The sequence below is a fragment of the Caballeronia sp. Lep1P3 genome, assembly GCF_022879595.1.
Lineage (GTDB): Bacteria > Pseudomonadota > Gammaproteobacteria > Burkholderiales > Burkholderiaceae > Caballeronia.
Genome location: NZ_CP084267.1, coordinates 772,889 through 796,791, shown reverse-complemented (window position 1 = coordinate 796,791; position 23,903 = coordinate 772,889). Strand labels below are relative to the sequence as shown.

Here is a 23,903-nt window from a genome sequence, read left to right as displayed (position 1 = left end):
CACGTCGCGCCTTACCAGCCGTGAAACCTGCTCCATACCGCGACGTGGCCCTCAGGCATGACGGCGTAATACTCCGGAAATTGCGCGCCCGTCGCGCACGCGTGATTCGGCAGGATGCGCAGCTTCATGCCGAGCGGAAAGCGCGTTGCGAGCGCATCCGCATCGTGCGGCTCGATTGCGACGATGCCGTGTTCCTGATTCGCGCCGACGAACGCGGCGCCAGCGATCGGCGTGCCGTCGAGCGCGCATACGAGGCCGTAGCCGAAATCGTGCGACTGCTTCGCGGTGCCTCGGTCGCGGCTCAGGGCCATCCATCCCGCATCGACGATGACCCAGCCCTTGTCCGGCTGATGACCGATCACGCTCGCCAATACGCTTAGCGCGATGTCGTTCGTGCCGCATACGCCGACGTTGCGCATCACGAGATCGAAGAATACATAGACGCCGGCGCGCACTTCGTCCACGCCCGGCAGTTCCCGCGCATGCAGGGCGGTGGGCGTCGAGCCGACGCTCACCGTCTTGCACACGACGCCCGCCGCGCGCAGACGCTCCGCCGCGAGGACGCATCCGGCGCGCTCCTGTTCGGCGAGCGCGGCAAGCGCTTCGACGTCGTGCAGTTCGTAGCTGGAGCCTGCGTGCGTCATCACGCCGCCCACTTCGACGCCGCCATCCTGCAGCGTGCGGCCCACTTCGATCAGTGCGTCATGGCCCGGCGCGAGCCCTGAGCGATGCCCGTCCGTGTCCACTTCCAGCCACACTTCGAACGCGTGTCCGTGCACCTTGCCGAATTCAACGACGGCATTCGCCGCAGCCGCATTGTCGAGAATCAGCTTGAGATCGCAGCCGCGTTGCCTGAGCGCGAGCGCGCGCGGCAGCTTCGACGGCGTGATGCCGACTGCGTACAGAATGTCCCCGATGCCCGCCGCGAAGAACGCCTCGGCTTCCTTCAACGTCGACACGGTGATGCCCTGCGCGCCCGCCGCGATCTGCGCGCGCACCACGTCCACGCATTTCGTCGTCTTCACGTGCGGGCGAAACCGCACGCCGAGTTCGTCCATGCGCGTCTGCATGCGCGCGATGTTGCGCTGCATGCGTTCGACGTCGATGAGCGCGGCCGGTGTGTCGATGGCATCGAGCTTCGGGCTGTGTGCTGTGTTCATGCGTTCGGTCCTTCCGGTAACTTGCGCTGCCACGCGACCGCCATCGCGCTGCCGACGATGAGCGCGATGCCCGCAAGCGGCAGCGGCTCGATGGTTTCTTCCCACACCGTGTAGCCGAAGAGGGCCGCCCACGCGATGCTCGTGTAGTTGAACGGCGCGAGCGCGCCCGCGTCGGCGCGGCGATACGCGACCGTCATCAGCAACTGGCCCGCGGTGGCAAACGCGCCGAGCAGCGCCATGATGACGAGTGCGTCGAGCGTCGGCGTCTTCCATGCGAAGGGAAGCGTGCACGCGGTCACGATGGCGCCGACCGCGCTGAAAAAGAGCACCGTCGTGCGCGAATCGTCGGTGGCGCGGATGCGCTTGATCTGCATGATCGACAGCGCGCCGAAGAGCGCGCAGCCAATCAAGAGCAGCGGCCCGAGCCAGTTCGTCTGCCCGCCGCCGGGCCGCACGATGAGAAGCACGCCCGCGAAGCCGACGAACGCCGCGCATGCGCCGCGCGCCGTCATCTTTTCGCGCAGGATCAGCGGCGCGAGCGCGACGACGATCAGCGTCTCCGAATACGCGATCGCGACGGCCTCGCCGAGCGGAATGTACGGCAGCCCCGCGAAGAAGCAGCCGGAGGCGCACAGCAGCGTGAGCGCGCGGCCCGTTTGTCCTTTGAGATCGAGCGTTCGCATGCGATCCGCGAAGGAACGCTTGCCCGCGCAGCACATCGCGAATGCGGGAACGACGCCGAACAGCATGCGAAAGAACGTGACTTCGTTCGCCGGATAGTGAAGCGCAACGGCTTTCGCGAGCGCATCGACGATCGCGAAGCAGAACATCGACGCGAGCACGCAGCCGATGCTCGCAAGTGGAAGCTGGCCGCCCCGTGCGGCGATGGATGTTGTCATGTCCGTTTGACCTGCATTAGTCGTTGAACTGCTTTGTGCGCGCTGCCTTGCGCGGTTTCGGCGCCACACCGATGCGCGGATCGCGCGCGAGCACCAGATCGGTCACGCGCTGCGCCACGGCTTCGAACGCCGGGTGATCCTGCGCGACGTAGAGCCATTTGCCGAGGACCGGATGCGGTGCGAGAGCCGGCATCGCATCGATGAGCGCGGCGTGACGGTCTTGCGACGTGCAGACGAGAAGCCCGTTCCACGGCTTTTCGCGATCCGCCGCGACGAGACACAGCATGCCGTCGAGATACGCGGCGTCGCACCCGAACATGCGCTTTCGTATGAATGTCGGATCGCGCTCGAATGGCTCGAAGATCCAGACGAGCGAGTTGCGAATCGAAGCGGGCGTGGGCAGTCAGTGCGTCGGTACTCGAGGTCCGACGATTCTCGCATAGCTGGCTCGGCCGCCATTCATTGAAAAGATCGGTACAACGTTCACGGCGAATCTACCGATTGCCTTTACGCGCGCGTCGGAAGAAGCCGGGCGCTTACCGAGCTTTTAGCATCGGCTAGCGCGCCGCGATCGCCAAGCGTGCGTTGAAGAACGCGCGATGCGTTTAAGTACGAATTAAGGAGTCTCTCCACATTGGTAACGAGACGTTAAAGCTGATGCATCGTCAGATCGATGTCGGTAATGTTGTCGACGTCGTCAAAACTTCGACATATTACGAACGGTCGATAAGTTGTCCTCGTGAATCGAACCGTCCTACAACGATCGAGAACGCCTCCACGATGAGCCGTTCCAGACATGAACCTGAGAGAAGATGAGCCAGAGCAAAGAGATCGCGTACAAAGGACACATACTCACCGCCACCCCCGTCGTGGACCGCCTCATGTATGCCGTGACTATCGCCGTGCGCGGACCGAGCGGCGTGCGGCGCAGCAGCGGCATCCTCGGTGAATTCCCCAGCGAAATAGACGCCGTGCGCTATGCGTTCGCCTATGGCATCGCGGCCATCGACGATCGCCGGCCGCCTTCGAACTGGCAGCAGACCCCGGCGAAGCACAGCGACATGCGCGCGTCCGCCTGAGGCGTAGCGGCGACGCGAGTCATCCGGGCGCAGGCGCCCGCATCAATTTTTCTTGGGGGAAGCCAGATCATGATCATCTACCACCGTGGAGCGGCATTCGAGCCTGACGTTACGCGTGCGGGCGGCGCTTTCGTGGCGACGGCCTCGATCTTCGAGGAAGACGGCCATACGACCTCGCTCGGCAAGCTCGGCATGTTCGCGAACCAGGAGTGCGCGATCAACTTTGCGGTCCGGTGCGCGACTGCATTTCTCGAAGGCGACGACATGCCCTTGCCGCCTTTTGCGATGCGTTCCTGAGCGTTCCTCTCATCGAGTGAAGGCGGCGCTGCATCGGCGAGCATTACGACGTGCGTAGCCCGCCAAAGAGTCCGCGCAATGCAACGCGCAGCAGATCGCCGGACGTGGGCTTGCTGACGAAGCTCATGGCCGGCGCATAAGTCAGTTCGAAGACGAGCGCACCGACAATCTCAGGCTTGAGTTGCAGTTGCGGGTCGAACTGCAACAGCAATTCGCCCAGCGCCCTCCACTGCGCGCGCAAGACTTTCTCTTGCGACTTGCGAAACGTGTCGTCGGGTCTTGCGACACGGGAATATTCGAGTATCAGCATCGGCCAGTTTCCGTGGCTGGAACTGCGCGTGGCCCAGGCCGCGATGCGGTCGATGGCCTTTGTGATATCCGGTGCGTCCTTTAATTCTTCGAGAATCTCGTTCACGCTGAGTCGGCCGTGTTCCTCCAGCACGCCGAGGAACAATTCGTCTTTTCCCGCGAAATTCGAATACACGGCGCCTTTGCTGAAGCCCGCATCTTCGGCAATGCGATCGACTGACGCGGTTACGTAGCCGTCGCGTGCGAAATGTTCTCTTGCGACCGCCAGAAGCCGCGAACGAGTGAGTGCCTGAGTTTGTTCGCGAGTGAGCCGAGCCATTCATTCCTTCCGATTCGTTGGGTTTTCCGGATGCTAACAAGTATCCGGAAGCATGAGAAGGCGCGTCCACATAAAAGCGCATGACGATGAAAGCGCCCGGCGAGCGCACCCGATTCGCGATAATCTGCGCACTTCATCGACTCACTGCGCGGGAACGCTCATGACTCAACCGCTTCGCATCGACTTCATTTCCGACATTGCGTGCCCGTGGTGCGCAATCGGCCTCGCCTCGCTGCAGATCGCGCTATCGCGCCTTGCGGATGTCGTCGAGCCGGAAATCGTCATTCATCCGTTCGAACTCAACCCGCAGATGCGTCCCGAGGGCGAAGTCATCGTCGAGTATCTGGGACGCAAATACGGCCGCACGCCCGCGCAGATCGAAGAGACGCAACGGCTGATCCGGGAGCGCGGCGCGAGCGTTGGCTTCGCATTCGGTCCGCGTACGCATGTGTACAACACGTTCGACGCGCATCGGCTGCTGCACTGGGCGGGCATCGAAGGCAGGCAGGTGCTGCTCAAGCTCGCGTTGCTGCGCGCCTATCACGGCGAAGGCAAAAGCCCGAGCGATCACGATGTGCTGATCGAGACGGCGCAATCCGTCGGACTCGATGCCGCACGCGCGCGCGAAGTGCTGCAAAGTGGCGCATACGCGGACGAAGTGCGGGCGCAGGAGCGCGAGAACGAAGCGATGGGCATTGCCTCCGTTCCGGCGATCGTCTTCAACCAGCGCTATCTGGTGAGCGGCGGTCAACCGCCCGAAACGTTCGAAGCAGCGATCGGGCAAGTGATCGCGCAAGCGTGATGGCGAGAATCGCACATGAAAGATGAACGACTGCTGGAGATGCGCGTATCCAAGGCCGTAGTGGAAGCCGGGGGCTTCACCGCTGCGGCTAATCTTCTGAACGTGAGCCAGCCGTTCGTCAGCCAGAGCGTGAACAGTCTGGAAGGCCGGCTGGGCGTGCAATTGCTGCATCGTTCGACGCGCATGTAGCGTCTGACGAGCGAAGGCGAGCGCTTTCTCATGTCGTGTAACGACATCCTCGACGGTCTGGAAGAAGCCGAGAGGCGCAAGTGCGTTCGAGCGAGCCGACGGGCAATCTGCGCGTCAGCGCGCCTCACGCCTTCGGCATGGATCAACTCGTGCCAGCCATCCCCGCCTTCATCGCCACCTATCCGAAGCTGTGCATGCACTTTTCGCTATCGGATTCGAACGTCAATCTCATCGAAAGACAATTTCGATGTCGCGGTCCGCATGGGCCGCCTGCAAGACTCGTCGCTGCGCAGCAGAAAGCTCTGCGACCTTCAACGCATCGTCGTGGCTTCGCCGGGCTAAATCGCAGCGCACGGCCAGCCGGTGACGCCGCAGGGCCTCGGCAAGCACGCGTGTCTCACATGGGAATCGCCGCGCGAGCATCTGAACCAGTGGCCGTTCATCGTCAACGGCCGGCTCGAACGCGTGGCGGTTCGCGGCAGCTTTCGCAGCACCGACGGCACCACGCTCTTCCAGCTATGCGTGGCCGGAGTCGGCATCATGCGGCTCGCCGAACATCTGGCCTTGCCTGCGATTCGCCGTGGCGATCTCGTGTGGCTCCTGCCCTAATACGAAGCGAAGGACGATACCGCGATTCATGTCGTGGATCTTCCCGAGCGGCAAGCGGTGCCGCGCATCCGCGCTTTCATCGACTATTTCGTGGAGGCTTTTCGCGCGCCGCCGTGGCTCAGGGCTCGCTGCTCTATGAACTGTCGTTCACGTTCGAGCAGGTGTTTTTATGAGCGTCAAGAGCACGCGCCATATCGATCAGGTGCTGCGCTTTCACGCCGGGACCAACAGGCTCGGCGGCGATGTGATCTGGCAAGGCGTGACGTATGTCCGCTATCCCGTGCGTGCGACCGGTTTCGAGTGGAAGGCTCGAGGCGCATTACCCCATCCGCGCCTCGCGGTGGCGAATGTGATCGACATCGTCTCGGCGATGTGTCATCAGTACAGCGACCTCGTTGGATGCCCCGTCACGCGTAAGCGCACGCTCGCGCGTTATCTCGACGCGGCCAACTTCGCGAACGGCAATCCGTTCGCGAATCCCGCCGACCACTTCAACGACGACCTGTTCGCGGTCAACCAGAAGGTGCGTGAATCGCTCGATATCGTCGGGTTCGAGTTGGCTGCGCCGATTGATGTCGAAGGCGTCTTACTGCCGCGCCGACAGGTCGTGTGCAACGCCTGTCCGTGGCGCGATCGCGGGGACCGGCTGCGGCTACGCCGGACCGCCCGTCGCCGATATCAACGACAACCCGACACGCGACGCGACGGCCGACGCGAGCGGCAAGCGCCTGAAGTCTTGCAAGCTGCGCTTTGGCAACGGCAGGCTGCCGTTCGGCGGTTTCCCCGGCGCAGGACGGTATCGCTAACGACCTATGCTGCTTCAACAGGTATGGGGCGTTTGAGAAAAATCCGAATTTCAGCTTGATAAGGAATGCAGCAATTATATATCTCGATGAATCTATAAGTGTTTCTCTTGCAGGAAACATGATTAGCTTACCGAAGCATACTTTGCGCGTATCGTCGTTGAAAGTATGATGTACTGACCCGAATTGGGCTGTACATAAGGACGAGGCGACGCACGGCATGGCTGCACTTGATTTTCTGACGGCGATCAAAGATCCCAACGCTTGGCTATCTCAGCATCTGTCACTGATGGTTGCGGGATTGAATTCAGCAGTCAGTCCGCTGGAATACAGCATCGACGAGGAAATGAACGAGTTGTTCGAACTCGAAGTCCTCGTTCATTCTGATGACCAGACGCTTGACGGCGCCGACTTTCTCGGCAAGAACGTCACCTTCGTCATTGAGGAACGTGCCGCGCTGAAGTACCTGGAGCCAGCCTCGCGACATGCACGCACGGTTCATGGGGTGGTGCGGCAATGGGAGCACGAGAAATCGACTCGGGACGGCGCGCAGTTTCGCCTGCATATCGGCCCGCGCATTTCCCTGCTGGACCTTGAAATCGACTCAGATGTGTTTTTGAAAAAGACGCTGAAGGAGATCTTTTATGACCTGCTCGTGGATCGTCAGCGCATCTTCCCGCACGACATCGAACTGAATTTTGAAGGGCTGGAACAACGCTACGACCAGCTTCTGATGGTCGATGAAAGTGTCTTCGGTTTCGTCAGGCGCCAGTGTTTACGGCACGGCCTGAATATGTACTTCAGGCACGCTCCGGTCGACAGCAAAACCCACCGCGATACGCTGGTGATCGACAATCGTGCAAACGGCTACATGCGTTCGATCGATGTGCCGTTTGTGCGACCCAATGGTCTAGATGGCGAATTCCATGAAGCGCTGCTGAGCCTCAAGCTCAAGCAAACGCTGATGCCCGAAAGCATCGAGCTACGTGACCACAACTATCGCACGCCTAACGCGCCGGTCTCAGCCATCGCCTACGTCGATCGCGGCGAGAAAACGCTCTATGGCCGCATTAATCGCAGCAACGAGCATTTTCATACGAAAGAAGAGGCGCAGACACTGACCAAGGTGCGTGCGCAGGCGATCGGCTCAAGGCAGGTGGTTCACACCGGCACCTCCAACATCGTCGGACTGTATCCGGGTTGGGTGCTGAATACCACCAATCACAAGTTGCCGAAAGCGCCTTACGGGCTGGTCATCACCAAAGTCAAGACGACCGGCACACTGTCGCAACCTGCGCTGAACGAATTCGAGGGCACGCCTGCGGACAAGGTATGGCGGCCTGAGTACATCCCGGAGCGGGACTGGAAATGGATGCAGGGTTCGATTAAGGCGACGATCGAATCGAGCGCCGAGAACAGTCCCTATGCCGATTTGGATGAGCATGGCCGTTATCTGGTTCGGTTCCACTTCCATCATGGCGCGGGCAAGTCGGGTTCGAACAGCATGCGATTGCGGTTGATGGTGCCGTCTGCATCGAAAGAAGGTGGGTTGCATTCGCCCTTGCTTCCGGGAACCGAGGTGCGAATATTTTTTACAAATGCCGATGTGGATAGGCCCTACATTGCATTTGCCGCATATGACTATTCGCACGCCAATCACGTTCACGGTCGTGAGGGCTGGAATTCGCGGGCCGTGTGGCGCTCGCCGCTGCTGGCGAACAAGGTGCGCTTCGAAGACTTCAAGGGTCGGGAAGGCGCGAAGATCGCGACGATCTATCAGAAGTCGTCGATCAGCATGGGCTATCTGGTGGACAGCCAGAAGCAACTTCGGGGTGAAGGCCTTGAAATTCACTCCCAGGGCCATGCAACCCTCCATGGCTCAAAGGGCGTGTTTCTCTCCGCCGATGCGTTGTCGAGCCCGAATGCGCCGCATCTGGAGATGAATGCGGCGTTGCGGGAGTTGCAGTCGGCTTTGAATCGCGTGACGTCGCTTGTTCAGGCGACGACCCAGGCGAAGGCGACGCCCGCTGACTCCGATACGCAAGCCAGCTTGATGGACACGCTCGATCAGCTTAAAAGCGCCGGGTTGCTCGCCAGTGCGCCGGGCGGCATGGCCTTTGTGACGCCGCGCTCGGTGCAGCAGGCCGCGGGTGACAACGTGATGCTCAGCGCAGGCAAGCACGTCGATATCAGTGCGGTGAGGCGTTTCACCGTCGCGGCGGGCGATCTGATTTCGATGTGCGCGCAGAGGCTCGGCATGAAATTGTTCGCGAAAGGCCCGGTTGATATTCAGGCGCACGACAGCACGCTGAACCTCTACGCCGACCAGCAATTGCACGTCTCCAGTGCCAACGCCGATGTGCTCGTGAACGGCAAGACCAAAGCTGTGCTCGCTTGCGGAGGAGCCGCCATCAAGATCGAGAACGGCAGCATCGAACTGATCTGTCCGGGCGATTTCAAGATCAAGGCAGGTTCGTTCACGTTTGAAGGACCGCAGAGCGCTGATTCGCCTTTGCCGAAGCTGCCCGAGAGCGAATTCAAACCTACTAATTTCTATCCGTTGACCCGCTGAGCATGATTATTAGCCCTCCCTTTCTTCCGGCTGCTGGGCTCGGAAGCACCGACGCCGACGCCAACCCGCCTGTACTTGACCTGATGATGGACAAGGTGGACGCGTTCGAACTCGCCCACGGAATCTATCCAATCGGATTCGACCGACGCTGGCATTGCGGCGCGCATCTGATGCCGTCGATGCAAAACGAAAAGGTACGCGCCATTGCCGATGGCGAGGTCGTCGCGTATCGCGTGTGTCAAAAGGCCTACGATGGTGGCGGTGGAAAGCTTCGAAATCGCATCCGGGCTCACGTCGATATAACCTTCCCGGCCAGCGGCGAACGTCACCCGCATCCAAGTTGCGCGCGGATTTTGCGCATCTCTGGATCGAGGATTTCCCTGCGGGCTGGCATCTACCGGAGGTGGCGTGCCGCCCGTCGCCATACCCAACGTGGGCGATGGCGAAAGAATCCGTCCGAACCGAAGCAATTCATAGCCGTCGCTCGGACACGCCGGGTACAGTGCCGTAGCCCGCTTGTACATCTCGTACTCGTAGTCCTTCTCTTTCACTGGCGTGGGCGTGAGCAACGTTCGGCTTTGACCCGATACCGCCCACACGTTGGTGAATTTATGGCCCTTGTGAAAGAACATCTCTACAAACAACTGCTCGGCGTTCCGATCCGCCTGCAATGCTTCAAATGCAATGCCCTTGAGCGTCCTCTGTGAATCGACGCCGGGCGGTAGCGCGAGAAACGACGAGCCTGCGGGAATCACATAGTAGGTGTGCCCCCAACAATCGCTGCTGCTCGCCATACTCGCTGTCGGCGTCCCAAGCTGCGTGCGACCGAAGTAGGCATCGTAGTCCGTCTTGGTCATGAATATCTCGAAGTGCAGATGCTGCTGAGCGTGGCACGCGCCGACCCAGCCGAGCACATCCTTTCTCCGCACTTTGAGATTGACGCCTTTCTGCGCAGGCGACGGTTCGGTGTCACCACCCGGCGTAGGCATCTGCAAAAACTTCGGGAGCAGTTTTCCATCCGCTCCGTTGTAGCTGCTCAGGTCGAGCAGGTGCATATACAACGAATAGAACGTCAGTGTCCGGCCATCGCCTGTTTCGGTCGTGTGTTTGAGCAAGACGAAGCCCGCATTGCTGTCGAGCTTTCCGATGCCGACTTCTCAGTGCTCGCAGGCGGGGAGAAGATCAGCGAGGGCAACACGCCGTTCAGCGCCGACGGACTGTGCGATATCGACGCGCTGAAGAAAATCGTCAAGGACACCAAGGACCATCAGACGCCGCAGCAAGTTGCGCTGACCGAAGAGTACAGGAAAGAAGATGTGCTTGCCAATTACATCAGGTCGAATAAGACTATTCGTGAGCGATTGAAGGGGTTCGTCTGCGAAGCGCCGAGCGAGTGGGATAGTTCTAACAATGAAGCGCGTTATGGCAAGCTGAAGGATGAAGGCGAGTTTTATCACGGCGATGAAGCTGGCTATAAGGCATTTATCAAACTGCTGAAGTCATTCCAGTTTTGGGATAAGACTGACTTCACTGCGGGGCAGAAGCTTTGGTTTTTTCATCCGCTCGCGTTTGTGCGGCATTTTAGGAAGTGTGGGTGGTTAAGCATTGGGGAATTTCGTCAGGTCTATTCGGACGATCAATATGCTGGAAACTCTAGTCCGACACCCCACGAGTTACGTACAACATATCTTTTCCCTCTAAACTTTGCGACGCGCAAATTTGGGCTTACCTCGCCACTGAGGTTGTCTCATTTTCTTGGGCAAGGCGCAGTTGAAAGCGGCTGGCTCACCTCGATGCAAGAAACAAGCATGATCGGAGTCGTTGGAGCGGGGACCGTTCACGGAAAAAGAAAAAATCCAACTTCGATACTGGCGGAGTCAACGCTAGGCCACTGGTATGGGGCTGTTGCAGAAGAGGATGATCCGTGGTTTCGATCTGAAAAGTTCAATAGCCACGGAGGGCGGATTGCCGGGTCATACGACTGGAAAAACGGAAATTGCGACAGTAAGGATTCGCAAAAATTCCGAGGCCGCGGCTTTAAACAGTTGACAGGACGCAGCAACTACGCCGGCTATTGGGTATTTCGAGGTTGGATCAATTCGTCGTCATTCAATGACTCTTGGTGGACCGACCCGGAGTACATCAAACATAACAGAGGTCGAATGACGAAGATACCAGCTGAAATTAGAAACCCTCAAGAAGTGAGCCTTAAAGAAAATTGCATTGATAGCGGGGCCTATTTTTTGCTGTGCGAGCGAGCAAAATGGAAAATTACTGGGGCAATCGATAAAGATATACCTACGGTGGCAGATGACGCGGCGGGAAAACTGCGTGAGTTCAATCTTTCACGTGAGGTTACCTACGCGATCAACGGTGGCTATATTGATGACAAGCGTAGATGTGATTATACGCGGCTGGCGAAGGAGATAATTTGTGATTAAGCAATTTGCAGCAATGATTAGCCTACTAATTGTTTGCGGAGTCTATTCAAAATTGGCAGTCGCTGATACTGAGTACGCGGTCGAAAATGGTTTCGTGAAGCTAGTGACGGACGGCACAACTGTGCGCCTTTGCGAACTGAGTGAGAAACCTATTTTTGCTGTTCTGAGTTTTGATAAGTCAGCCATCATTGTTTCCGATACGGGCTATGCAGACACACAAGAACTTCAAAACTGCTCGGCCACGGTTAAAGTAAAGGTCTCGCACATTCCTGAGGGCGTTGGATTTCTGTCCGACATAAATTTATCAAAAGGAATTTACGTCTCGCTTGATTTCGTAAGTGTCCAGCCTTTCACTTGGTTGGCAACCATTGCTCGCATAGGGACAACTAAAAATCTTTTATCACTACATGGGGTTTTTCAAAAAGGGAAAGCGTTGAGAGAACTGCGGAAGTACTCTTTCGATAGTATCGGAGAGGCCGGAGCATCGGTAATTTCCGTAGACGGAGATTTTGTCGCGCCGAATGGGAAAATAAGCTGCCGAGTGGATTCATATCCTGGGGTTTGGGATCTGAAGAGAAAGAAGCGCGTAATTGCAGACGAGGCATTCTGTGCACGAATCTTCCAAAGACGGATAGAGCCAGGGATACGTCAACAATGAAATCCCCCATCCGCTACGGCGACCAACTCGAACACGGCGGCGAAGTCACTAGCGGCTCACCGTTCACGACCTTCATGGGACGCGCACTCGCCCGTCGAGGCGACAGCGCCCAATGCGATGTCCACGGACAAACAACGATCGCCGAAGGCGATGAGCGCTTCCCCGATCGTGATGGTCAGCCTTACGCGATGCACGACCACCGTTGCGCGTGCGGTTGTCGCTTAGTGTCGTCCCTGCTAAACGTCAACTTCGCTTGACGCATGCCGGTTGATCTGTCTGAGGTGGGCGAACCTTATCCGTACCCATCCCATGGTCCGCGTCTGCTGCCGTGGCTCGGTATCTGGTTCGCATGCTGCGCGGTAGGCGTGCCGCTCATCCTGCTGGCGTGGCCTGCAAGCGAGCCCGCGAGTGGTGTGGGGTTCTGGGCTGCCGTGATCGGCGGCCCGCAAGTCGTGTTTCTCGCCCTGCTGTGCATCGGACGCGTTAGCTACGCCGCTCCGCCCGTCGCCGATATCAACGACAACCCGACCAGCGACGCAAGCGCTGACGCGTGTGGCGAGCGCCTGAAGTCTTGCAAGCTGCGCTTTGGCAACGGCTGCCTGCGGTTCGGCGGTATCCCCGGCGCGGGACAGTATCGCTAACGACCTATGCTGCTCGGTAGCTCTGAATATCTGAGAGAAATCTGAATTTCAAAAGCGTTCAGGAGTGCAGGAGTTACGTATCTCGATGAATTTCAAATTGTTTATCTTGTTAACACATGATTAGCTCGCCGAAGCATGCTTTGAGTGCATCGCCTTTTAAAGAATAATGTACTGACCCGAAATGGGATGTACATAAGGACGAGGCGACGCACGGCATGGCTGCACTTGATTTTCTGACGGCGATCAAAGATCCCAACGCTTGGCTATCTCAGCATCTGTCACTGATGGTTGCGGGATTGAATTCAGCGGTCAGTCCGCTGGAATACAGCATCGACGAGGAAATGAACGAGTTGTTCGAACTCGAAGTCCTCGTTCATTCTGATGACCAGATGCTCGCCTGCAACGCCTGTGCGAAGAATTGCGCGTGTCACTGGGCTGGCGCTGGCGAAACGCGATGCCGTGGCTCATGCTCGCGGGCGACGACACCCGGCAAGACGCGCATTGATTGCGAGGCCCTGTACGCCTTCCATACAGACGCAAAGACGCGATCCCAGAATACGAATGAAAAAAGACACACCAAACGGCATCGAACCGGACTTCATAGCCGCGCGACAGAACGACGATCCGGTGCTGCGTTACTACGAAGCCGAGATGCGCTATCTGCGCGAGTCGGGTCGCGAGTTCGCCCGCGCGCACCCGGACCGCGCCCGCATGCTCAACCTTGATCGTGTCGGTGACCGTGTCCTCACGCTTCGCGCCCGAGCCGTCGGTAAGCACAAAGCCAATCGCTATCTCGCCTCGCCTGGGCTGGACCGTCTTGCTGCCTGCTCAGGCTGAACGCATCGTCACCATCGACGTCGGTGTGTGTGAGGCGATTCCAAAGCCGAAGCCGAATCCGCATCTCCAGAGGGAAGCCGCCTGAGAATTGAAAAGCGGGATCGTCTCCAACGTCAACATACCGGATTGCGCGCCCAGCAAAGAAACGAGACACCTCTATGACCGAAAATGGCTTCGTATCTCATGCGTTCGGGCTGCTCACAGTGGCGGTCGGCGTGAGGTAGCGACGATGCCCTGCTTGAAAGAACAATAAATGAGGCAAACCAACTAACGGCGTTTCGATTCCTTTTCTTGCCGGGTGTTGTTCAATGGTCCGAAGCTCAATCGATATTGCGATGGGCACGCTCGCAACAAGTCGGCATGACATCGATTGCCGCGTCTGGGAAAATATTTCGATTCAAAGAAGCAGGTTATAAACGCGGCTAGCGTGAAGTCGTCGACCAGCTATGCGGGCTATTTCGTCGCATTCTTGATTGCAGCGATCCTGATGGCAGGAGCGATTCGGTTTGCAGCATCGGCAAATACGTTTGTAACTTTCAAGAAAACGGGTACTTGGATCAGCGTGAACAAATCGTATGCAAAGCGAACCTTCGATTCGGAAGCAGCACCCGTCTCTAAAGATAGTTGTAGGGAGGGGAAGTCGAACGTGCAGGCCGCGAACTCGGCGTGGGGCGCGCTCGCCATCGCCGGCCGAGACGCGCTTCGTCCCGATTCGCCTCACGCCGTATCCGCATTCGTCTGCGGGCCGCGTGACGGACGACCACTCCGCGCAGCGCACCTGGCCCGAAGCGGCGTCGCTCACGACGGATCGCGCGCAAGCGTGATCTCGTCGATGCACTGTTTCCCTAGGACCGGCAGCAAACCCCGTCGATGAACGAGCCGCCAACGCCCCATCAAGGCCGCGCGGCCACTTCGTCCAGATGGTTCAGCAAATCGGCCGGGTCTTCATAAACGCGCAGCGCCCCCGCGCGCTCCAGTTCGTCGCTGCCGTAGCCGCCCGATAACAGGCCGACGCCGAGCGAGCGGCAACGCCGCGCCGCGAGCATGTCCCAGATGCTGTCGCCGACCACGACCGTATGTTCGATCGGCACGTTCAGACGCTCGGCCGCCGCGAGGAAGAGGTCGGGATCGGGCTTGGCGTACTTCACGTCGTCGCGCGTGACGACCACCTGTTTGGATGCATCGACGCCCAGCGCCTCCAGATTGACCGCCGCCGTTTCCATGCGCCCGCTCGTCGCAATGGCCCAGCGCGTGCCGGCATCGGTCAGCGCGGCGAGCAGCTCGCGCGCGCCCGGCAGCGGACACACCTGCGCGCGCAGCCGTTGATACGCCTCGGCGTGCAGCCGCCGCAAGTGCTCGACGCGATCCGCGCTGATTTCGCCGTGCGTCTCGCGCAAAAGCTGATTCGTGAAGAGCCCGCCGCTCATGCCGATCTTGCGGTGAATGCGCCACACCGACAATTCGATGCCCTCCGCGTCGAGCGCTTCCTTCCACGCGAGTACGTGCTGATAGACGCTATCGACAAGCGTGCCGTCGAGGTCGAAAAGAAACGACGTTTCGATCCGCATGGTTTTTCTCCCTGAATGAAGCCTCATCATACGCACGAAGCTGATGCGCGTTTGCCCGTGGCGACGCGCATGCCAGCGCATCGATGCGATAATCGCTCTGTGCGCCGAACCCCGGCAAGCACGCGAAAACGCCGCATAAATCGTGCTTTTTAAGCATCAATCACGCATGACGGAGGCTATTTTGAGCCGCATCGACAATCCCTCCCGCGATCAGGAGGCCGGCGTGGCCGACTCCACGCAAGATACGACCCGCATCGACGACACGCGCATTGGCGCGGTGCGTCCGCTGATCTCGCCGGCGCTGCTTCTGGATGAGTTGCCCGTTACGCCCGGCGTGCAAACGCTCGTCGAAAAGAGCCGCGCGGCGATTGCGAACGTCCTGCATGGCCGCGACGATCGTCTCGTCGTGGTGGTCGGACCGTGCTCGATTCACGATCACGGTCAGGCGATGGACTACGCGCATCGTCTGAAGACGGTCGCGGATCGGCTTTGCGACGACCTCGTCATCGTCATGCGCGTGTACTTCGAGAAACCGCGCACGACGGTCGGCTGGAAGGGCTATATCAACGATCCGCGTCTCGACGGCAGCTTCCGCATCAACGAAGGGCTGCGCCGCGCGCGCGAGCTTCTGCTGGAAATCAGCGCGCTCGGCCTGCCGACCGGCACCGAATTCCTCGACTTGCTGAGCCCGCAGTACATCGCCGATCTGATCGCGTGGGGCGCCATCGGCGCGCGCACGACGGAAAGCCAGAGCCATCGCCAGCTTGCGTCGGGCCTGTCGTGTCCGATCGGCTTCAAGAACGGCACGGACGGCGGCGTGCAGGTCGCGGCGGACGCGATCGTCGCGGCGAGCGCGAGCCACGCGTTCATGGGCATGACGAAGATGGGCATGGCCGCGATCTTCGAGACGCGCGGCAACCAGGACTGTCACGTCATCCTGCGCGGCGGCAAGAAAGGCCCGAACTACGACGCGCAAAGCGTGGCCGCGACCTGCACGGCGCTCGCCGCGCTCAAGCAGCGCGAACAGGTGATGATCGACTGCTCGCACGCGAACTCGAACAAGTCGCATGCGCGTCAGATCGAAGTCGCCGATGACATCGCGCGGCAACTCGCGGCGGGCGAGACGCGCATCACCGGCGTGATGATCGAGAGCCATCTCGAGGAAGGGCGGCAGGACCTGAAGCCGGGTGTGCCGCTCGAGCACGGCGTATCCATCACGGATGCGTGTCTCGGATGGACGCAGACGGAGCCGGTGCTCGAAACGCTCGCCGATGCCGTGCGCCAACGCCGCGCGCGATAAGCCAGGCGAGCGATAGGACATGGGCGCACCGCCACGGTGCAACGCTTCACGAAAGCTTCATTCAAGTTCGCGCGCGGCGCTCCGTTACTTCGGACGATAGCCCGCTCCGATTGAAGGCCCATGTCCGCCAATCCGTCCGCTCATGTAACGCCGCGCTCAAGCATCGAAGAACTCATCGCGTCGAACGCGCTCACGGCCGTGTTTCAGCCGATCGTGCGCTTCGCGGACGGCGAGATCATCGGCTATGAAGGTCTCATTCGCGGCCCTGCGGGAACCGCGCAGGAATCGCCCGCCGCGCTTTTCGAGCAGGCGGCGCGCGAACGCCACGGCGTGATGCTGGAGCACGCGGCGGCGCGCGTGTGCATCGCCGCGTTCGCGCAGCTTGCGCGCAGCGGGCTGCTCTTCATCAACTTCAGCGCGGCCGCGATCGAAGCGGCGCTCGGCGAGCGCGACGCGCCCGGTCATCTGGCGAGCGACCACGGCCTCGATGCGAAGCGGCTCGTCGTCGAGCTGACCGAGCAGAGCGTGATCGCCGATGCCGAGCGCTTCGGCGTGTGCGTGCGCGCGCTGCGTGCGTCCGGCCCGCAATTCGCGCTCGACGACTACGGCAGCGCGAATGCATCGATGAACCTGTGGGTGCGGCTCGCGCCGCATTACGTGAAGATCGACCGCTTCTTCGTGTCCGGCATCGCGCGCGATCCGCTCAAGTTCGAAGCCGTGAAAGCGATGGTGTCGTTCGCCAACGCGAGCGGTGCGTCGCTGATCGCGGAAGGCATCGAGCGCGAGGCGGACCTCGAGATCGTGCGCGATCTGGGCATTGCGTGCGCGCAGGGCTTTCTGCTCGGCCGGCCCGCCGCTTCGCCGAGCGCGCGGCTGCCGGAGCCCGTCGCGCGCGCGTTGCGCTCGGGGCAGATCGCGGTTTATCCGGCCAGCACGCGCACGGGCGCCACCGCCGACATGAACGCGGTGATGCTCGAACGCATGCTCGTCGAAGCGCCGACGCTCAACCTGAAATCCCGCAACGACGACGTCGTGCGCCTCTTCAATCGGATGCCGTCGCTGCACGCGGTCGCGATCGTCGACGAGGGGCGGCCCGTCGCGCTCATCAATCGCCGCTCGTTCATGGATCAGTACGCGCTGCCGTATCACCGCGAACTGTTCGGCAAGCGGCCGTGCATGCAGTTCGCCAATCGCGCGCCGCTCGTCATCGAACGCGGCTCGACGCTCGAAGAAATCGCGCGGCTCTTCACGAGCGACGACCCGCACGATCTCTCCGACGGCTTCATCGTCACGGAAAACGGCCGTTATGCGGGACTCGCGACGGGCGCGAGCATGGTGCGGGCCGTCACCGAAGTGCGCGTGGAAGCCGCGCGCTATGCGAACCCGCTCACGTTCCTGCCGGGCAACGTGCCGCTCAATTCGCACATCGACCGGCTGATCGCGAACGGCTCGGCGTTCGTCGCGTGCTACTTCGACCTCGATCACTTCAAGCCCTTTAACGACCGCTACGGCTACTGGCAGGGCGACGAAGTGCTGAAGGCGGCGGCGAGCACGCTCGCCTCCGTATGCGAGCCGACGCGCGATTTTCTCGGACATATCGGCGGCGACGACTTCCTGCTGCTCTTTCAGAGCGACGACTGGCAGGCGCGCGCCGGGCGCGCCATCGACGTGTTCAATGAACTCGTGATGCGCTTCTATTCGCCGCAAGAGCGGATCGCGGGCGGCATTCACGGCGAAGACCGCCTCGCGCGGCCCGCCTTCTTCGGCTTCGTGCGGCTGTCGGCGGGCGCGGTGCCGATCGCGCCGGGCGCGGCGCACGGCAGCGCGCATGTGAGCGCGTTGGCCGTGGTCGCGAAGCGCGCCGCGAAGGAAGAGGCGAGCGGCTTCGTCGTGATGGAACTCGGCGACGCGGGGCCGCTTCAGTAACGCGTTCAGTGAGCGGTCGCGGCCTTCACCGCGTCGAGCAGCGCGAGCGGGTCGTAAGGCTTGCGTAGCTGAACGGCGTGCGGCAGCGCATCGTGCTCGGCTTCGGTCAGCGCGAGTTCGTAGCCCGTCACGAAGATGACGCCCAGCCCCGGCACGCGCCTCGATGCCGTCCGCGCCAGCTCGATTCCCGATTCGCCGGCGAGATCGACGTCCGTCAGCAGCACATCGAAGCGTTCTTCGCGTAGCAGCACGAGCGCTTCCTTGACGCTTGCCGCTTCGGTCAGATCGAGCCCCAGCGTGCGCAGCAATTCCGCGCTGCTCGCGCGCACCAGTTCGTCGTCTTCGACATAGAGCACGCGCGGATTCGAAGGCGCATCGTCCAGCAAGGCAGCGGCGCGGGCATTGGCGACGTTGGCGACGCTGGCGGCGTTGGCGGCGGTCGCGACGCTGGCCGCGTTGGTGCGCTCGTGCGCCGAGCCGGCGAGCACCTGGCGGATCTTTCGCGCGAGCGCCTCGTGCGTGTACGGCTTGCTCAACAGGTCGATGCCGTCGTCGAGCCGCCCCGCATGGACGATCGCGTTGTCCGTATAACCCGACGTGAACAGCACCGCGATGCCCGGCAGCCGCTCGCGCGCCTTCCTCGCGAGTTCCGTGCTGCGCAGCGGGCCGGGCATCACGACATCGGTGAAGAGCAAGTCGATGCGCGCGCCGCTCTCGATGATCGCCAGCGCGCTTTGCGCATCCTTCGCGCGCAGCACGCGATAGCCGAGATCCGCGAGCAGCTCGACGACAGTCGCGCGCACTTCCTCGTCGTCCTCGACCACGAGAACGGTCTCCGAGCCGCCTTTCGCCGTCCCGCCGTCGATGTGCGTTTCGAGGTCTTCTTCCTGGCGCGCGCGCGGCAGATAGATGCGCACCGTCGTGCCGTGACCCTCTTCGCTGTACACCTTGACGTGCCCGCCCGACTGCTTCACGAAGCCGTAGACCATCGAAAGCCCGAGGCCCGTGCCCTGTCCTTCGCGCTTGGTCGTGAAAAACGGCTCGAACGCGCGTTCCTGCACTTCCGGCGACATGCCCGAGCCCGTGTCCGTGACGGCGACCATGACGTACTGGCCGGGCGTCACGTCGGCGTTGCGCATCGCGTAGGTTTCGTCGAGCGATGCGTTGCCCGCCTCGATGGTGAGCTTGCCGTGGCCGTTCATCGCGTCGCGCGCGTTGATCGCGAGATTGAGCAGCGCGTTCTCCACCTGAAACGGATCGACGAGCGTGTTCCACAAGCCGCCCGTCACGATGGTCTCGATCTCGATGCCGTCGCCGAGCGCGCGGCGGAACATGTCGTCGAGGCCGCGCACGAAGCGGCCGAGGTTCACGACTTTCGGCGCGAGCGGCTGGCGCCTGCCGAACGCGAGCAGTTGCGAGGCGAGATTCGCGCCGCGCGCGACGCCCGCGAGCGCGCTCTTCACGCGCTGTTCCGGCTTGTCCTGTCCCGCCACGTCTTTCGCGAGCAATTGCAGATTGCCGCCGATCACTTGCAGCAGGTTGTTGAAGTCGTGCGCGACGCCGCCCGTCAGCTTGCCGATGGCTTCCATCTTCTGCGCCATGCGCAGCGCTTCCTCGGCGTGGCGCAGCGCCTCGGCGGTTTCGCGGTCGGCGGTCACATCGCGGCCCACGCCGTGAATGCGGCGCGTGCGCGGATCGAGCGACAGCGTCCATGCGATCCACCGCCAGCCGCCATCGATGCGCGCGAGGCGGCATTCGTAGCGCGTCGGCAGGCCGCTCGCGCGCAGCTTGTCGAGTTCGAGCGCGACGGCTGCCGCATCGTCGGGATGCACGAGATCGAGCATCCTGCGCGCGTGCAGGCGTTCGCCATCCATGCCGAGCACCGACGACCACGATGGACTCACGCGCAACAGCGCGCCGTCGAAGCTCGTGATGACGAAGAGGTCCTCGCTCAGTTCCCACAGCCTGTCGCGGTCCGCGACGACTTCGGTCACGCGGCGCTCCAGCGTTTCGTTCAAATCGCGCAGGGCGGCCTGCGCCCGCGTGCGCTCGGCGATCTCGTTCTGCGCCGCCTGAAAGAGGCGCGCATTGTCGATGGCGACCGCCGCCTGTGCCGCGATGCCCGCGAGGATGCGCTCCGCGCGCTCGGTGAACACGCCCGCGTCCGCATGGCCGAAGAAGAGGCCGCCGAGCACTTCGCCCGTGCGCGAGACGACGGGCGCGGCGAGATAGCTGCGCACCGCGAGGTGGCCTTTGGGCATGCCGAAGTGCGGCGAGTTGTGGCCGTAGCGCGGATCCTTCGTGATGTCGTCCGAGCGCACGATGCCCTCGCCGCGAAACGTCGGGCCGAACACGGCGGTGTTGCGCGGCATCGGAAAGCTGGCGAAGCTCTCCTTCGCCGCGCCGGAGAGCGAGTAGAGCGTGTAGCTGCCGCCTTCGTCATCGAGGACGTTGTAGAAGAACGCGCCGAACGCCGCGCCGGTCAGCTCGGTGGCCGCGTCGGTCACGACCTGCACCGCGCGCGACAAGTCGAGTTCCGCGGCAATCGTCTTGCCGACGCGATTGAGCACTTCCAGCACGCGCGACTCTTCGAGCAGCCGCTCTTCCGTCTCGCGGCGCAGGCGCGCGAGCCGCAGGTTGCCCGTCACGCGCGCGAGCAGTTCGCGCGCGGAGAAGGGCTTGGTCAGATAGTCGTCGGCGCCGGCTTCGAGGCCGCCCACGCGCGCTTCCTCGCCCGCGCGCGCCGAGAGCAGCACGATGGGCGTCTCGCGCAGCGCCGCGTCCTCGCGCAAGGCGCGCAGAAGGCCGTAGCCGTCGAGGCGCGGCATCATCACGTCCGACACGATGACTTCCGGATGCGCCGCGCGTGCCGCCTCCAGCGCGGCACGGCCGTCGGCGGCGACGCGCACGTCGTGGCCCGCCGCCGCGAGCAGGCGGCGCATGTATTCGCGCAGGTCGGCGTTGTCCTCGACGACGAGCACGCGGCCCGTCGTCGCGTCCGATGCCGTCGCCGGCTCGACCGGCCGCAGCGATGGAACGTCGAGCGCGATGCCCGCGTCGTTTGCATCGTTCGCGGCGCCGTCCGTGTCCGGCGCCCAGCGCAACGCGGCGCTCACATACGACCGCGCGCCGCTGCTGGCTTCGGCGCGCGGCGTGTCGTCGGGGCAGGCAAGCGCCTCGCGCGCGGCCGGCAGCGTCACCGTGAAACACGCGCCCGCGCCCGGCCGGCTTTCCACGCGGATGCTTCCGTCGTGCAGCTTGACGAGTTCCTGCACCATCGCAAGCCCGATGCCGCTGCCTTCCACCGAACGGCCCGTCGCGCCCGCCACGCGATGAAAGCGCTCGAACACGCGGTCGAGTTCATGCTCCGGAATGCCGATGCCCGTATCGCGCACGCTCATCTCGATTGCGCCGCGCGCGTCGGCGCGAAGCGCGACTTCGATGCGCCCCTCGAACGTGAACTTGAACGCATTCGACAGCAGGTTCATCACGACTTTTTCCCACATGTCGCGGTCGATGTCCGCGAGAACGGGCGTCGCGGGAATGTCGGTGCGCAGCGCAAGCCCGGCCGTTTCGATGGCCGAGCGGAACAGCGACACCAGTTCCGCCGTGAACGCGGCGATGTCCGTGCATTGCCGATGAATCTCGATGCGCCCCGCCTCGATGCGCGAAAAGTCGAGCAGCGCATTGACGAGCGTGAGCAGGCGCATGCCGTTGCGATGCATGATCTCGACGAGCCGCATATCTTCGGGACGAACGCGCGCGGGATCGGCGAGCAGTTCTTCGAGCGGTCCGAGCATCAGCGTGAGCGGCGTGCGGAATTCGTGGCTGATGTTGGAGAAAAACGTGGTCTTCGCGCGGTCGATTTCCGCGAGCGCTTCGGCGCGGCGGCGTTCCTCGTCGTAGGCATGGGCGTAGCCGATGGCCGCGCTGATCTGCCCGGCGACGAGATTCATGAACGCGCGATAGCCTTCGTCGTACAGGCGATACGGATTGAGCGCGGCGACGAGCACGCCCGCGTGCCCCGTTTCGCCGGTCGGCGCGATGGGCAGCAGCACGGCGCAAGTCGGCGCGGCTTTCCATGCGCCTGTCGGCAGCGCGCCGCCGAAACGCTGATGCAGATGGGGCATGACGCGCGCGCGGTTCTCGCGCAGGACATCGAGAACGGGCCACGGGCCGGGTCTTGCCGCATGAAGCGTGGCGGGCGCGGCGGGATGCCCCGGCGCGATGCCGCACGCGCTGACGAGCGTCGCCGTCTCGTTGCCCGGCTCCGCCGAATAGAGCAGCGCGAAAGGCATGTCGCGCGGGGCGTTGGCGAGCGCGCGCATCGAGCATTCGGACGCCTCGCGCCAGGTGCGCGCATCGGCGGCGGAAGTGGCGAGTTCGCGCAGCACGAGCAGTTGCCGCTCGCCGAGCACGCGCTGTGTGTCGTCGCTATTCGCGCAGATGATGCCGCCCGCGCCGCCGCGGTCGTCGGGAATCGGGCTGTACGAGAACGTGTAGTACGTTTCCTCGGGAAAGCCGTTGCGCTCCATGATGAGCAGCTTCTGTTCGACGAACGTGCCTTCGACGCCTGCGAGCGCCGTGTCGAGCAACGGCCCGATGTCGTCCCATATTTCGCGCCATACGACCGAAGCCGGCTGGCCGAGCGCGTGCGGATGCTTGCCGCCGATGATCGACTTGTACGCGTCGTTGTAGAAGAAGAGCAGGTCGCGGCCCCAGCCGATCCAGATGGGCTGGCGCGACGTGAGCATGATGCGGATGGCGGTCTTGAGACTTTGCGGCCAGTGCTCCGGCGCGCCGAGCGCGGTCTGCGTCCAGTCGAACGCGCGGATGAGCACGCCCATCTCGCCACCGCCCAGCAGGAAGCTCGGGTCGAGGCTTTTCACTCTCGTATCCGGGATCAGACTGTCAGGTTTCATCGACGCTTCAATCTCCACGCCTTCGATGCGGCGGCTCGATGCTCGCTGGGCGAACGTTGTGTCGGAACGATGCTGGCTGAAACGCCGGGCTGGATGCTTCGCGATTCTCGCACGGAAAGTCACATTTCCTGCGTCGCGACGCTCGTCGCGCGGAGGAAAGCAAGACGCGTGACAGCCGCCGCGAGATGCCGAACGCCGCGCGCTTGAATCAATAAACGAATTGCGCATTTCAAAGCGCGATTCGAATGACGGTGCAGCGCGCGCCCTTCTTTTCGCGATAATTTTTTGCACTATACTGAAGCGCATCCGTTATCGTTTCTCGTTTCCGTGAATCGGTGAAACGACGCGAGACGGGTCCCGCCGCAATCACTCAATCACGCTGTCGGCCTAGAACGGTATCGTCATGAGGCGCGGCGATGCCCGAGACCCGCGCTGCGCGCGCGTTTGCCCGCCCTTGTCCCGATATTCATTCGTATCGCCCGACTCGCCGCCGATTCACGCTGAATCGCGTTCGCGCTTATTGAAACCGATATCGTCGATAAAGCCCTGAACCATTCATTCTTATTCATTCT

Annotated in this window: 20 protein-coding genes and 3 pseudogenes; 16 read left to right on the top strand and 7 right to left on the bottom strand. The window is 61.9% G+C overall.

What is annotated here, in order from left to right:
- Positions 1-11 precede the first annotated feature (11 nt).
- From LDZ27_RS24210 to LDZ27_RS24200, 3 genes are read right to left on the bottom strand one after another with little or no spacing between them, the layout of a single operon-like run.
- The gene (locus LDZ27_RS24210; RefSeq protein ID WP_244817635.1) at positions 12-1,160 is read right to left on the bottom strand and encodes an alanine racemase; all 1,149 of its coding nucleotides are present in this window, start codon (positions 1,158-1,160) and stop codon (positions 12-14) included.
- A complete protein-coding gene (locus tag LDZ27_RS24205) occupies positions 1,157-2,059 on the bottom strand; it encodes a DMT family transporter (RefSeq protein WP_244817634.1) in 903 nt (300 codons plus the stop codon). The genes LDZ27_RS24210 and LDZ27_RS24205 overlap by 4 nt, the downstream gene beginning before the upstream one ends.
- A 16-nt stretch (positions 2,060-2,075) precedes the next feature.
- The gene (locus LDZ27_RS24200) at positions 2,076-2,462 is read right to left on the bottom strand and encodes a hypothetical protein (RefSeq protein ID WP_244818033.1); all 387 of its coding nucleotides are present in this window, start codon (positions 2,460-2,462) and stop codon (positions 2,076-2,078) included.
- A 409-nt stretch (positions 2,463-2,871) separates the two neighbouring features.
- On the opposite strand from LDZ27_RS24200, the gene LDZ27_RS24195 reads away from it, so the two are divergent.
- Together LDZ27_RS24195 and LDZ27_RS24190 are read left to right on the top strand one after the other, a co-directional pair.
- Positions 2,872-3,138, top strand: coding sequence for a hypothetical protein (locus LDZ27_RS24195; protein WP_244817633.1), 267 nt, complete (start codon positions 2,872-2,874; stop codon positions 3,136-3,138).
- A 69-nt stretch (positions 3,139-3,207) separates the two neighbouring features.
- Positions 3,208-3,435, top strand: a complete 228-nt coding sequence (locus LDZ27_RS24190; RefSeq protein ID WP_244817632.1) for a hypothetical protein — start codon at positions 3,208-3,210, stop codon at positions 3,433-3,435.
- Positions 3,436-3,478: 43 nt separating this feature from the next.
- On the opposite strand, the gene LDZ27_RS24185 is transcribed toward LDZ27_RS24190, so the two are convergent.
- Positions 3,479-4,063: a TetR/AcrR family transcriptional regulator gene (locus tag LDZ27_RS24185; protein WP_244817631.1), complete on the bottom strand. Its 585-nt coding sequence runs from the start codon at positions 4,061-4,063 to the stop codon at positions 3,479-3,481.
- 160 nt (positions 4,064-4,223) lie between these two features.
- Here LDZ27_RS24185 and LDZ27_RS24180 point away from each other — a divergent pair, with 160 nt between their 5' ends.
- From LDZ27_RS24180 to LDZ27_RS24160, 5 genes and pseudogenes are all read left to right on the top strand, one after another.
- Positions 4,224-4,865, top strand: coding sequence for a DsbA family oxidoreductase (locus LDZ27_RS24180; protein ID WP_244817630.1), 642 nt, complete (start codon positions 4,224-4,226; stop codon positions 4,863-4,865).
- A gap of 15 nt (positions 4,866-4,880) precedes the next feature.
- A pseudogene (locus LDZ27_RS24175) lies at positions 4,881-5,783 on the top strand (LysR family transcriptional regulator); the annotation flags it as partial.
- Between the two features lie 49 nt (positions 5,784-5,832).
- A pseudogene (locus LDZ27_RS24170) lies at positions 5,833-6,249 on the top strand (phage minor tail protein L); the annotation flags it as partial.
- Positions 6,236-6,469 (top strand): hypothetical protein, encoded by a 234-nt coding sequence (locus LDZ27_RS24165; protein ID WP_244818032.1) that lies wholly within the window; start codon positions 6,236-6,238, stop codon positions 6,467-6,469. The pseudogene LDZ27_RS24170 and the gene LDZ27_RS24165, both read left to right, overlap by 14 nt.
- A 217-nt stretch (positions 6,470-6,686) precedes the next feature.
- Complete coding sequence (locus LDZ27_RS24160) at positions 6,687-9,038, top strand: type VI secretion system Vgr family protein (RefSeq protein ID WP_244817629.1); 2,352 nt, start codon at positions 6,687-6,689, stop codon at positions 9,036-9,038.
- On the opposite strand, the gene LDZ27_RS29130 is transcribed toward LDZ27_RS24160, so the two are convergent.
- Complete coding sequence (locus tag LDZ27_RS29130; RefSeq protein ID WP_370653467.1) at positions 9,020-9,895, bottom strand: hypothetical protein; 876 nt, start codon at positions 9,893-9,895, stop codon at positions 9,020-9,022. The genes LDZ27_RS24160 and LDZ27_RS29130 overlap by 19 nt on opposite strands.
- An 18-nt stretch (positions 9,896-9,913) precedes the next feature.
- On the opposite strand from LDZ27_RS29130, the gene LDZ27_RS24150 reads away from it, so the two are divergent.
- From LDZ27_RS24150 to LDZ27_RS29120, 7 genes and pseudogenes are all read left to right on the top strand, one after another.
- Complete coding sequence (locus tag LDZ27_RS24150; protein WP_244817628.1) at positions 9,914-11,479, top strand: hypothetical protein; 1,566 nt, start codon at positions 9,914-9,916, stop codon at positions 11,477-11,479.
- Positions 11,472-12,137: a hypothetical protein gene (locus LDZ27_RS24145; protein WP_244817627.1), complete on the top strand. Its 666-nt coding sequence runs from the start codon at positions 11,472-11,474 to the stop codon at positions 12,135-12,137. The genes LDZ27_RS24150 and LDZ27_RS24145 overlap by 8 nt, the downstream gene beginning before the upstream one ends.
- Positions 12,134-12,394, top strand: coding sequence for a PAAR domain-containing protein (locus LDZ27_RS24140; protein ID WP_244817626.1), 261 nt, complete (start codon positions 12,134-12,136; stop codon positions 12,392-12,394). The genes LDZ27_RS24145 and LDZ27_RS24140 overlap by 4 nt, the downstream gene beginning before the upstream one ends.
- A 3-nt stretch (positions 12,395-12,397) precedes the next feature.
- The gene (locus LDZ27_RS24135) at positions 12,398-12,778 is read left to right on the top strand and encodes a hypothetical protein (RefSeq protein WP_244817625.1); all 381 of its coding nucleotides are present in this window, start codon (positions 12,398-12,400) and stop codon (positions 12,776-12,778) included.
- Between the two features lie 561 nt (positions 12,779-13,339).
- Positions 13,340-13,519: pseudogene (locus LDZ27_RS24130) on the top strand (type VI secretion system baseplate subunit TssF); the annotation flags it as partial.
- A gap of 330 nt (positions 13,520-13,849) precedes the next feature.
- Positions 13,850-14,041, top strand: coding sequence for a hypothetical protein (locus LDZ27_RS29125; RefSeq protein ID WP_370653486.1), 192 nt, complete (start codon positions 13,850-13,852; stop codon positions 14,039-14,041).
- 1 nt (position 14,042) lies between these two features.
- A complete protein-coding gene (locus tag LDZ27_RS29120; protein WP_370653466.1) occupies positions 14,043-14,489 on the top strand; it encodes a DUF6216 family protein in 447 nt (148 codons plus the stop codon).
- 19 nt (positions 14,490-14,508) lie between these two features.
- Here the strand turns inward: LDZ27_RS29120 and LDZ27_RS24125 are convergent, their stop codons facing one another.
- A complete protein-coding gene (locus tag LDZ27_RS24125; protein WP_244817624.1) occupies positions 14,509-15,183 on the bottom strand; it encodes an HAD family hydrolase in 675 nt (224 codons plus the stop codon).
- A 181-nt stretch (positions 15,184-15,364) separates the two neighbouring features.
- Here LDZ27_RS24125 and LDZ27_RS24120 point away from each other — a divergent pair, with 181 nt between their 5' ends.
- Entirely contained in the window at positions 15,365-16,483 is a 1,119-nt protein-coding gene (locus tag LDZ27_RS24120) for a 3-deoxy-7-phosphoheptulonate synthase (RefSeq protein WP_244818031.1), read from the top strand.
- Between the two features lie 120 nt (positions 16,484-16,603).
- Positions 16,604-18,409 carry a phosphodiesterase gene (locus LDZ27_RS24115; RefSeq protein ID WP_244817623.1) on the top strand — a complete coding sequence of 602 codons (1,806 nt, stop codon included), beginning with the start codon at positions 16,604-16,606 and terminating at the stop codon, positions 18,407-18,409.
- Positions 18,410-18,414: 5 nt separating this feature from the next.
- On the opposite strand, the gene LDZ27_RS24110 is transcribed toward LDZ27_RS24115, so the two are convergent.
- Positions 18,415-23,331, bottom strand: a complete 4,917-nt coding sequence (locus LDZ27_RS24110) for a response regulator (protein ID WP_244817622.1) — start codon at positions 23,329-23,331, stop codon at positions 18,415-18,417.
- Positions 23,332-23,903: the final 572 nt, after the last annotated feature.

Excerpts from the sequence above, each read along its gene's own strand:
- LDZ27_RS24135 (WP_244817625.1), top strand. The coding sequence starts at position 12,398 with ATGCCGGTTGATCTGTCTGAGGTGGGCGAACCTTATCCGTACCCATCC.
- LDZ27_RS24125 (WP_244817624.1), bottom strand. The coding sequence starts at position 15,183 with ATGCGGATCGAAACGTCGTTTCTTTTCGACCTCGACGGCACGCTTGTC.
- LDZ27_RS24205 (WP_244817634.1), bottom strand. The coding sequence starts at position 2,059 with ATGACAACATCCATCGCCGCACGGGGCGGCCAGCTTCCACTTGCGAGC.
- LDZ27_RS24115 (WP_244817623.1), top strand. The coding sequence starts at position 16,604 with ATGTCCGCCAATCCGTCCGCTCATGTAACGCCGCGCTCAAGCATCGAA.
- LDZ27_RS24195 (WP_244817633.1), top strand. The coding sequence starts at position 2,872 with ATGAGCCAGAGCAAAGAGATCGCGTACAAAGGACACATACTCACCGCC.
- LDZ27_RS24185 (WP_244817631.1), bottom strand. The coding sequence starts at position 4,063 with ATGGCTCGGCTCACTCGCGAACAAACTCAGGCACTCACTCGTTCGCGG.
- LDZ27_RS24140 (WP_244817626.1), top strand. The coding sequence starts at position 12,134 with ATGAAATCCCCCATCCGCTACGGCGACCAACTCGAACACGGCGGCGAA.
- LDZ27_RS24180 (WP_244817630.1), top strand. The coding sequence starts at position 4,224 with ATGACTCAACCGCTTCGCATCGACTTCATTTCCGACATTGCGTGCCCG.
- LDZ27_RS24190 (WP_244817632.1), top strand. The coding sequence starts at position 3,208 with ATGATCATCTACCACCGTGGAGCGGCATTCGAGCCTGACGTTACGCGT.
- LDZ27_RS24165 (WP_244818032.1), top strand. The coding sequence starts at position 6,236 with ATGTCGAAGGCGTCTTACTGCCGCGCCGACAGGTCGTGTGCAACGCCT.
- LDZ27_RS29130 (WP_370653467.1), bottom strand. The coding sequence starts at position 9,895 with ATGACCAAGACGGACTACGATGCCTACTTCGGTCGCACGCAGCTTGGG.
- LDZ27_RS24150 (WP_244817628.1), top strand. The coding sequence starts at position 9,914 with ATGCTGCTGAGCGTGGCACGCGCCGACCCAGCCGAGCACATCCTTTCT.
- LDZ27_RS24160 (WP_244817629.1), top strand. The coding sequence starts at position 6,687 with ATGGCTGCACTTGATTTTCTGACGGCGATCAAAGATCCCAACGCTTGG.
- LDZ27_RS24210 (WP_244817635.1), bottom strand. The coding sequence starts at position 1,160 with ATGAACACAGCACACAGCCCGAAGCTCGATGCCATCGACACACCGGCC.
- LDZ27_RS24110 (WP_244817622.1), bottom strand. The coding sequence starts at position 23,331 with ATGAAACCTGACAGTCTGATCCCGGATACGAGAGTGAAAAGCCTCGAC.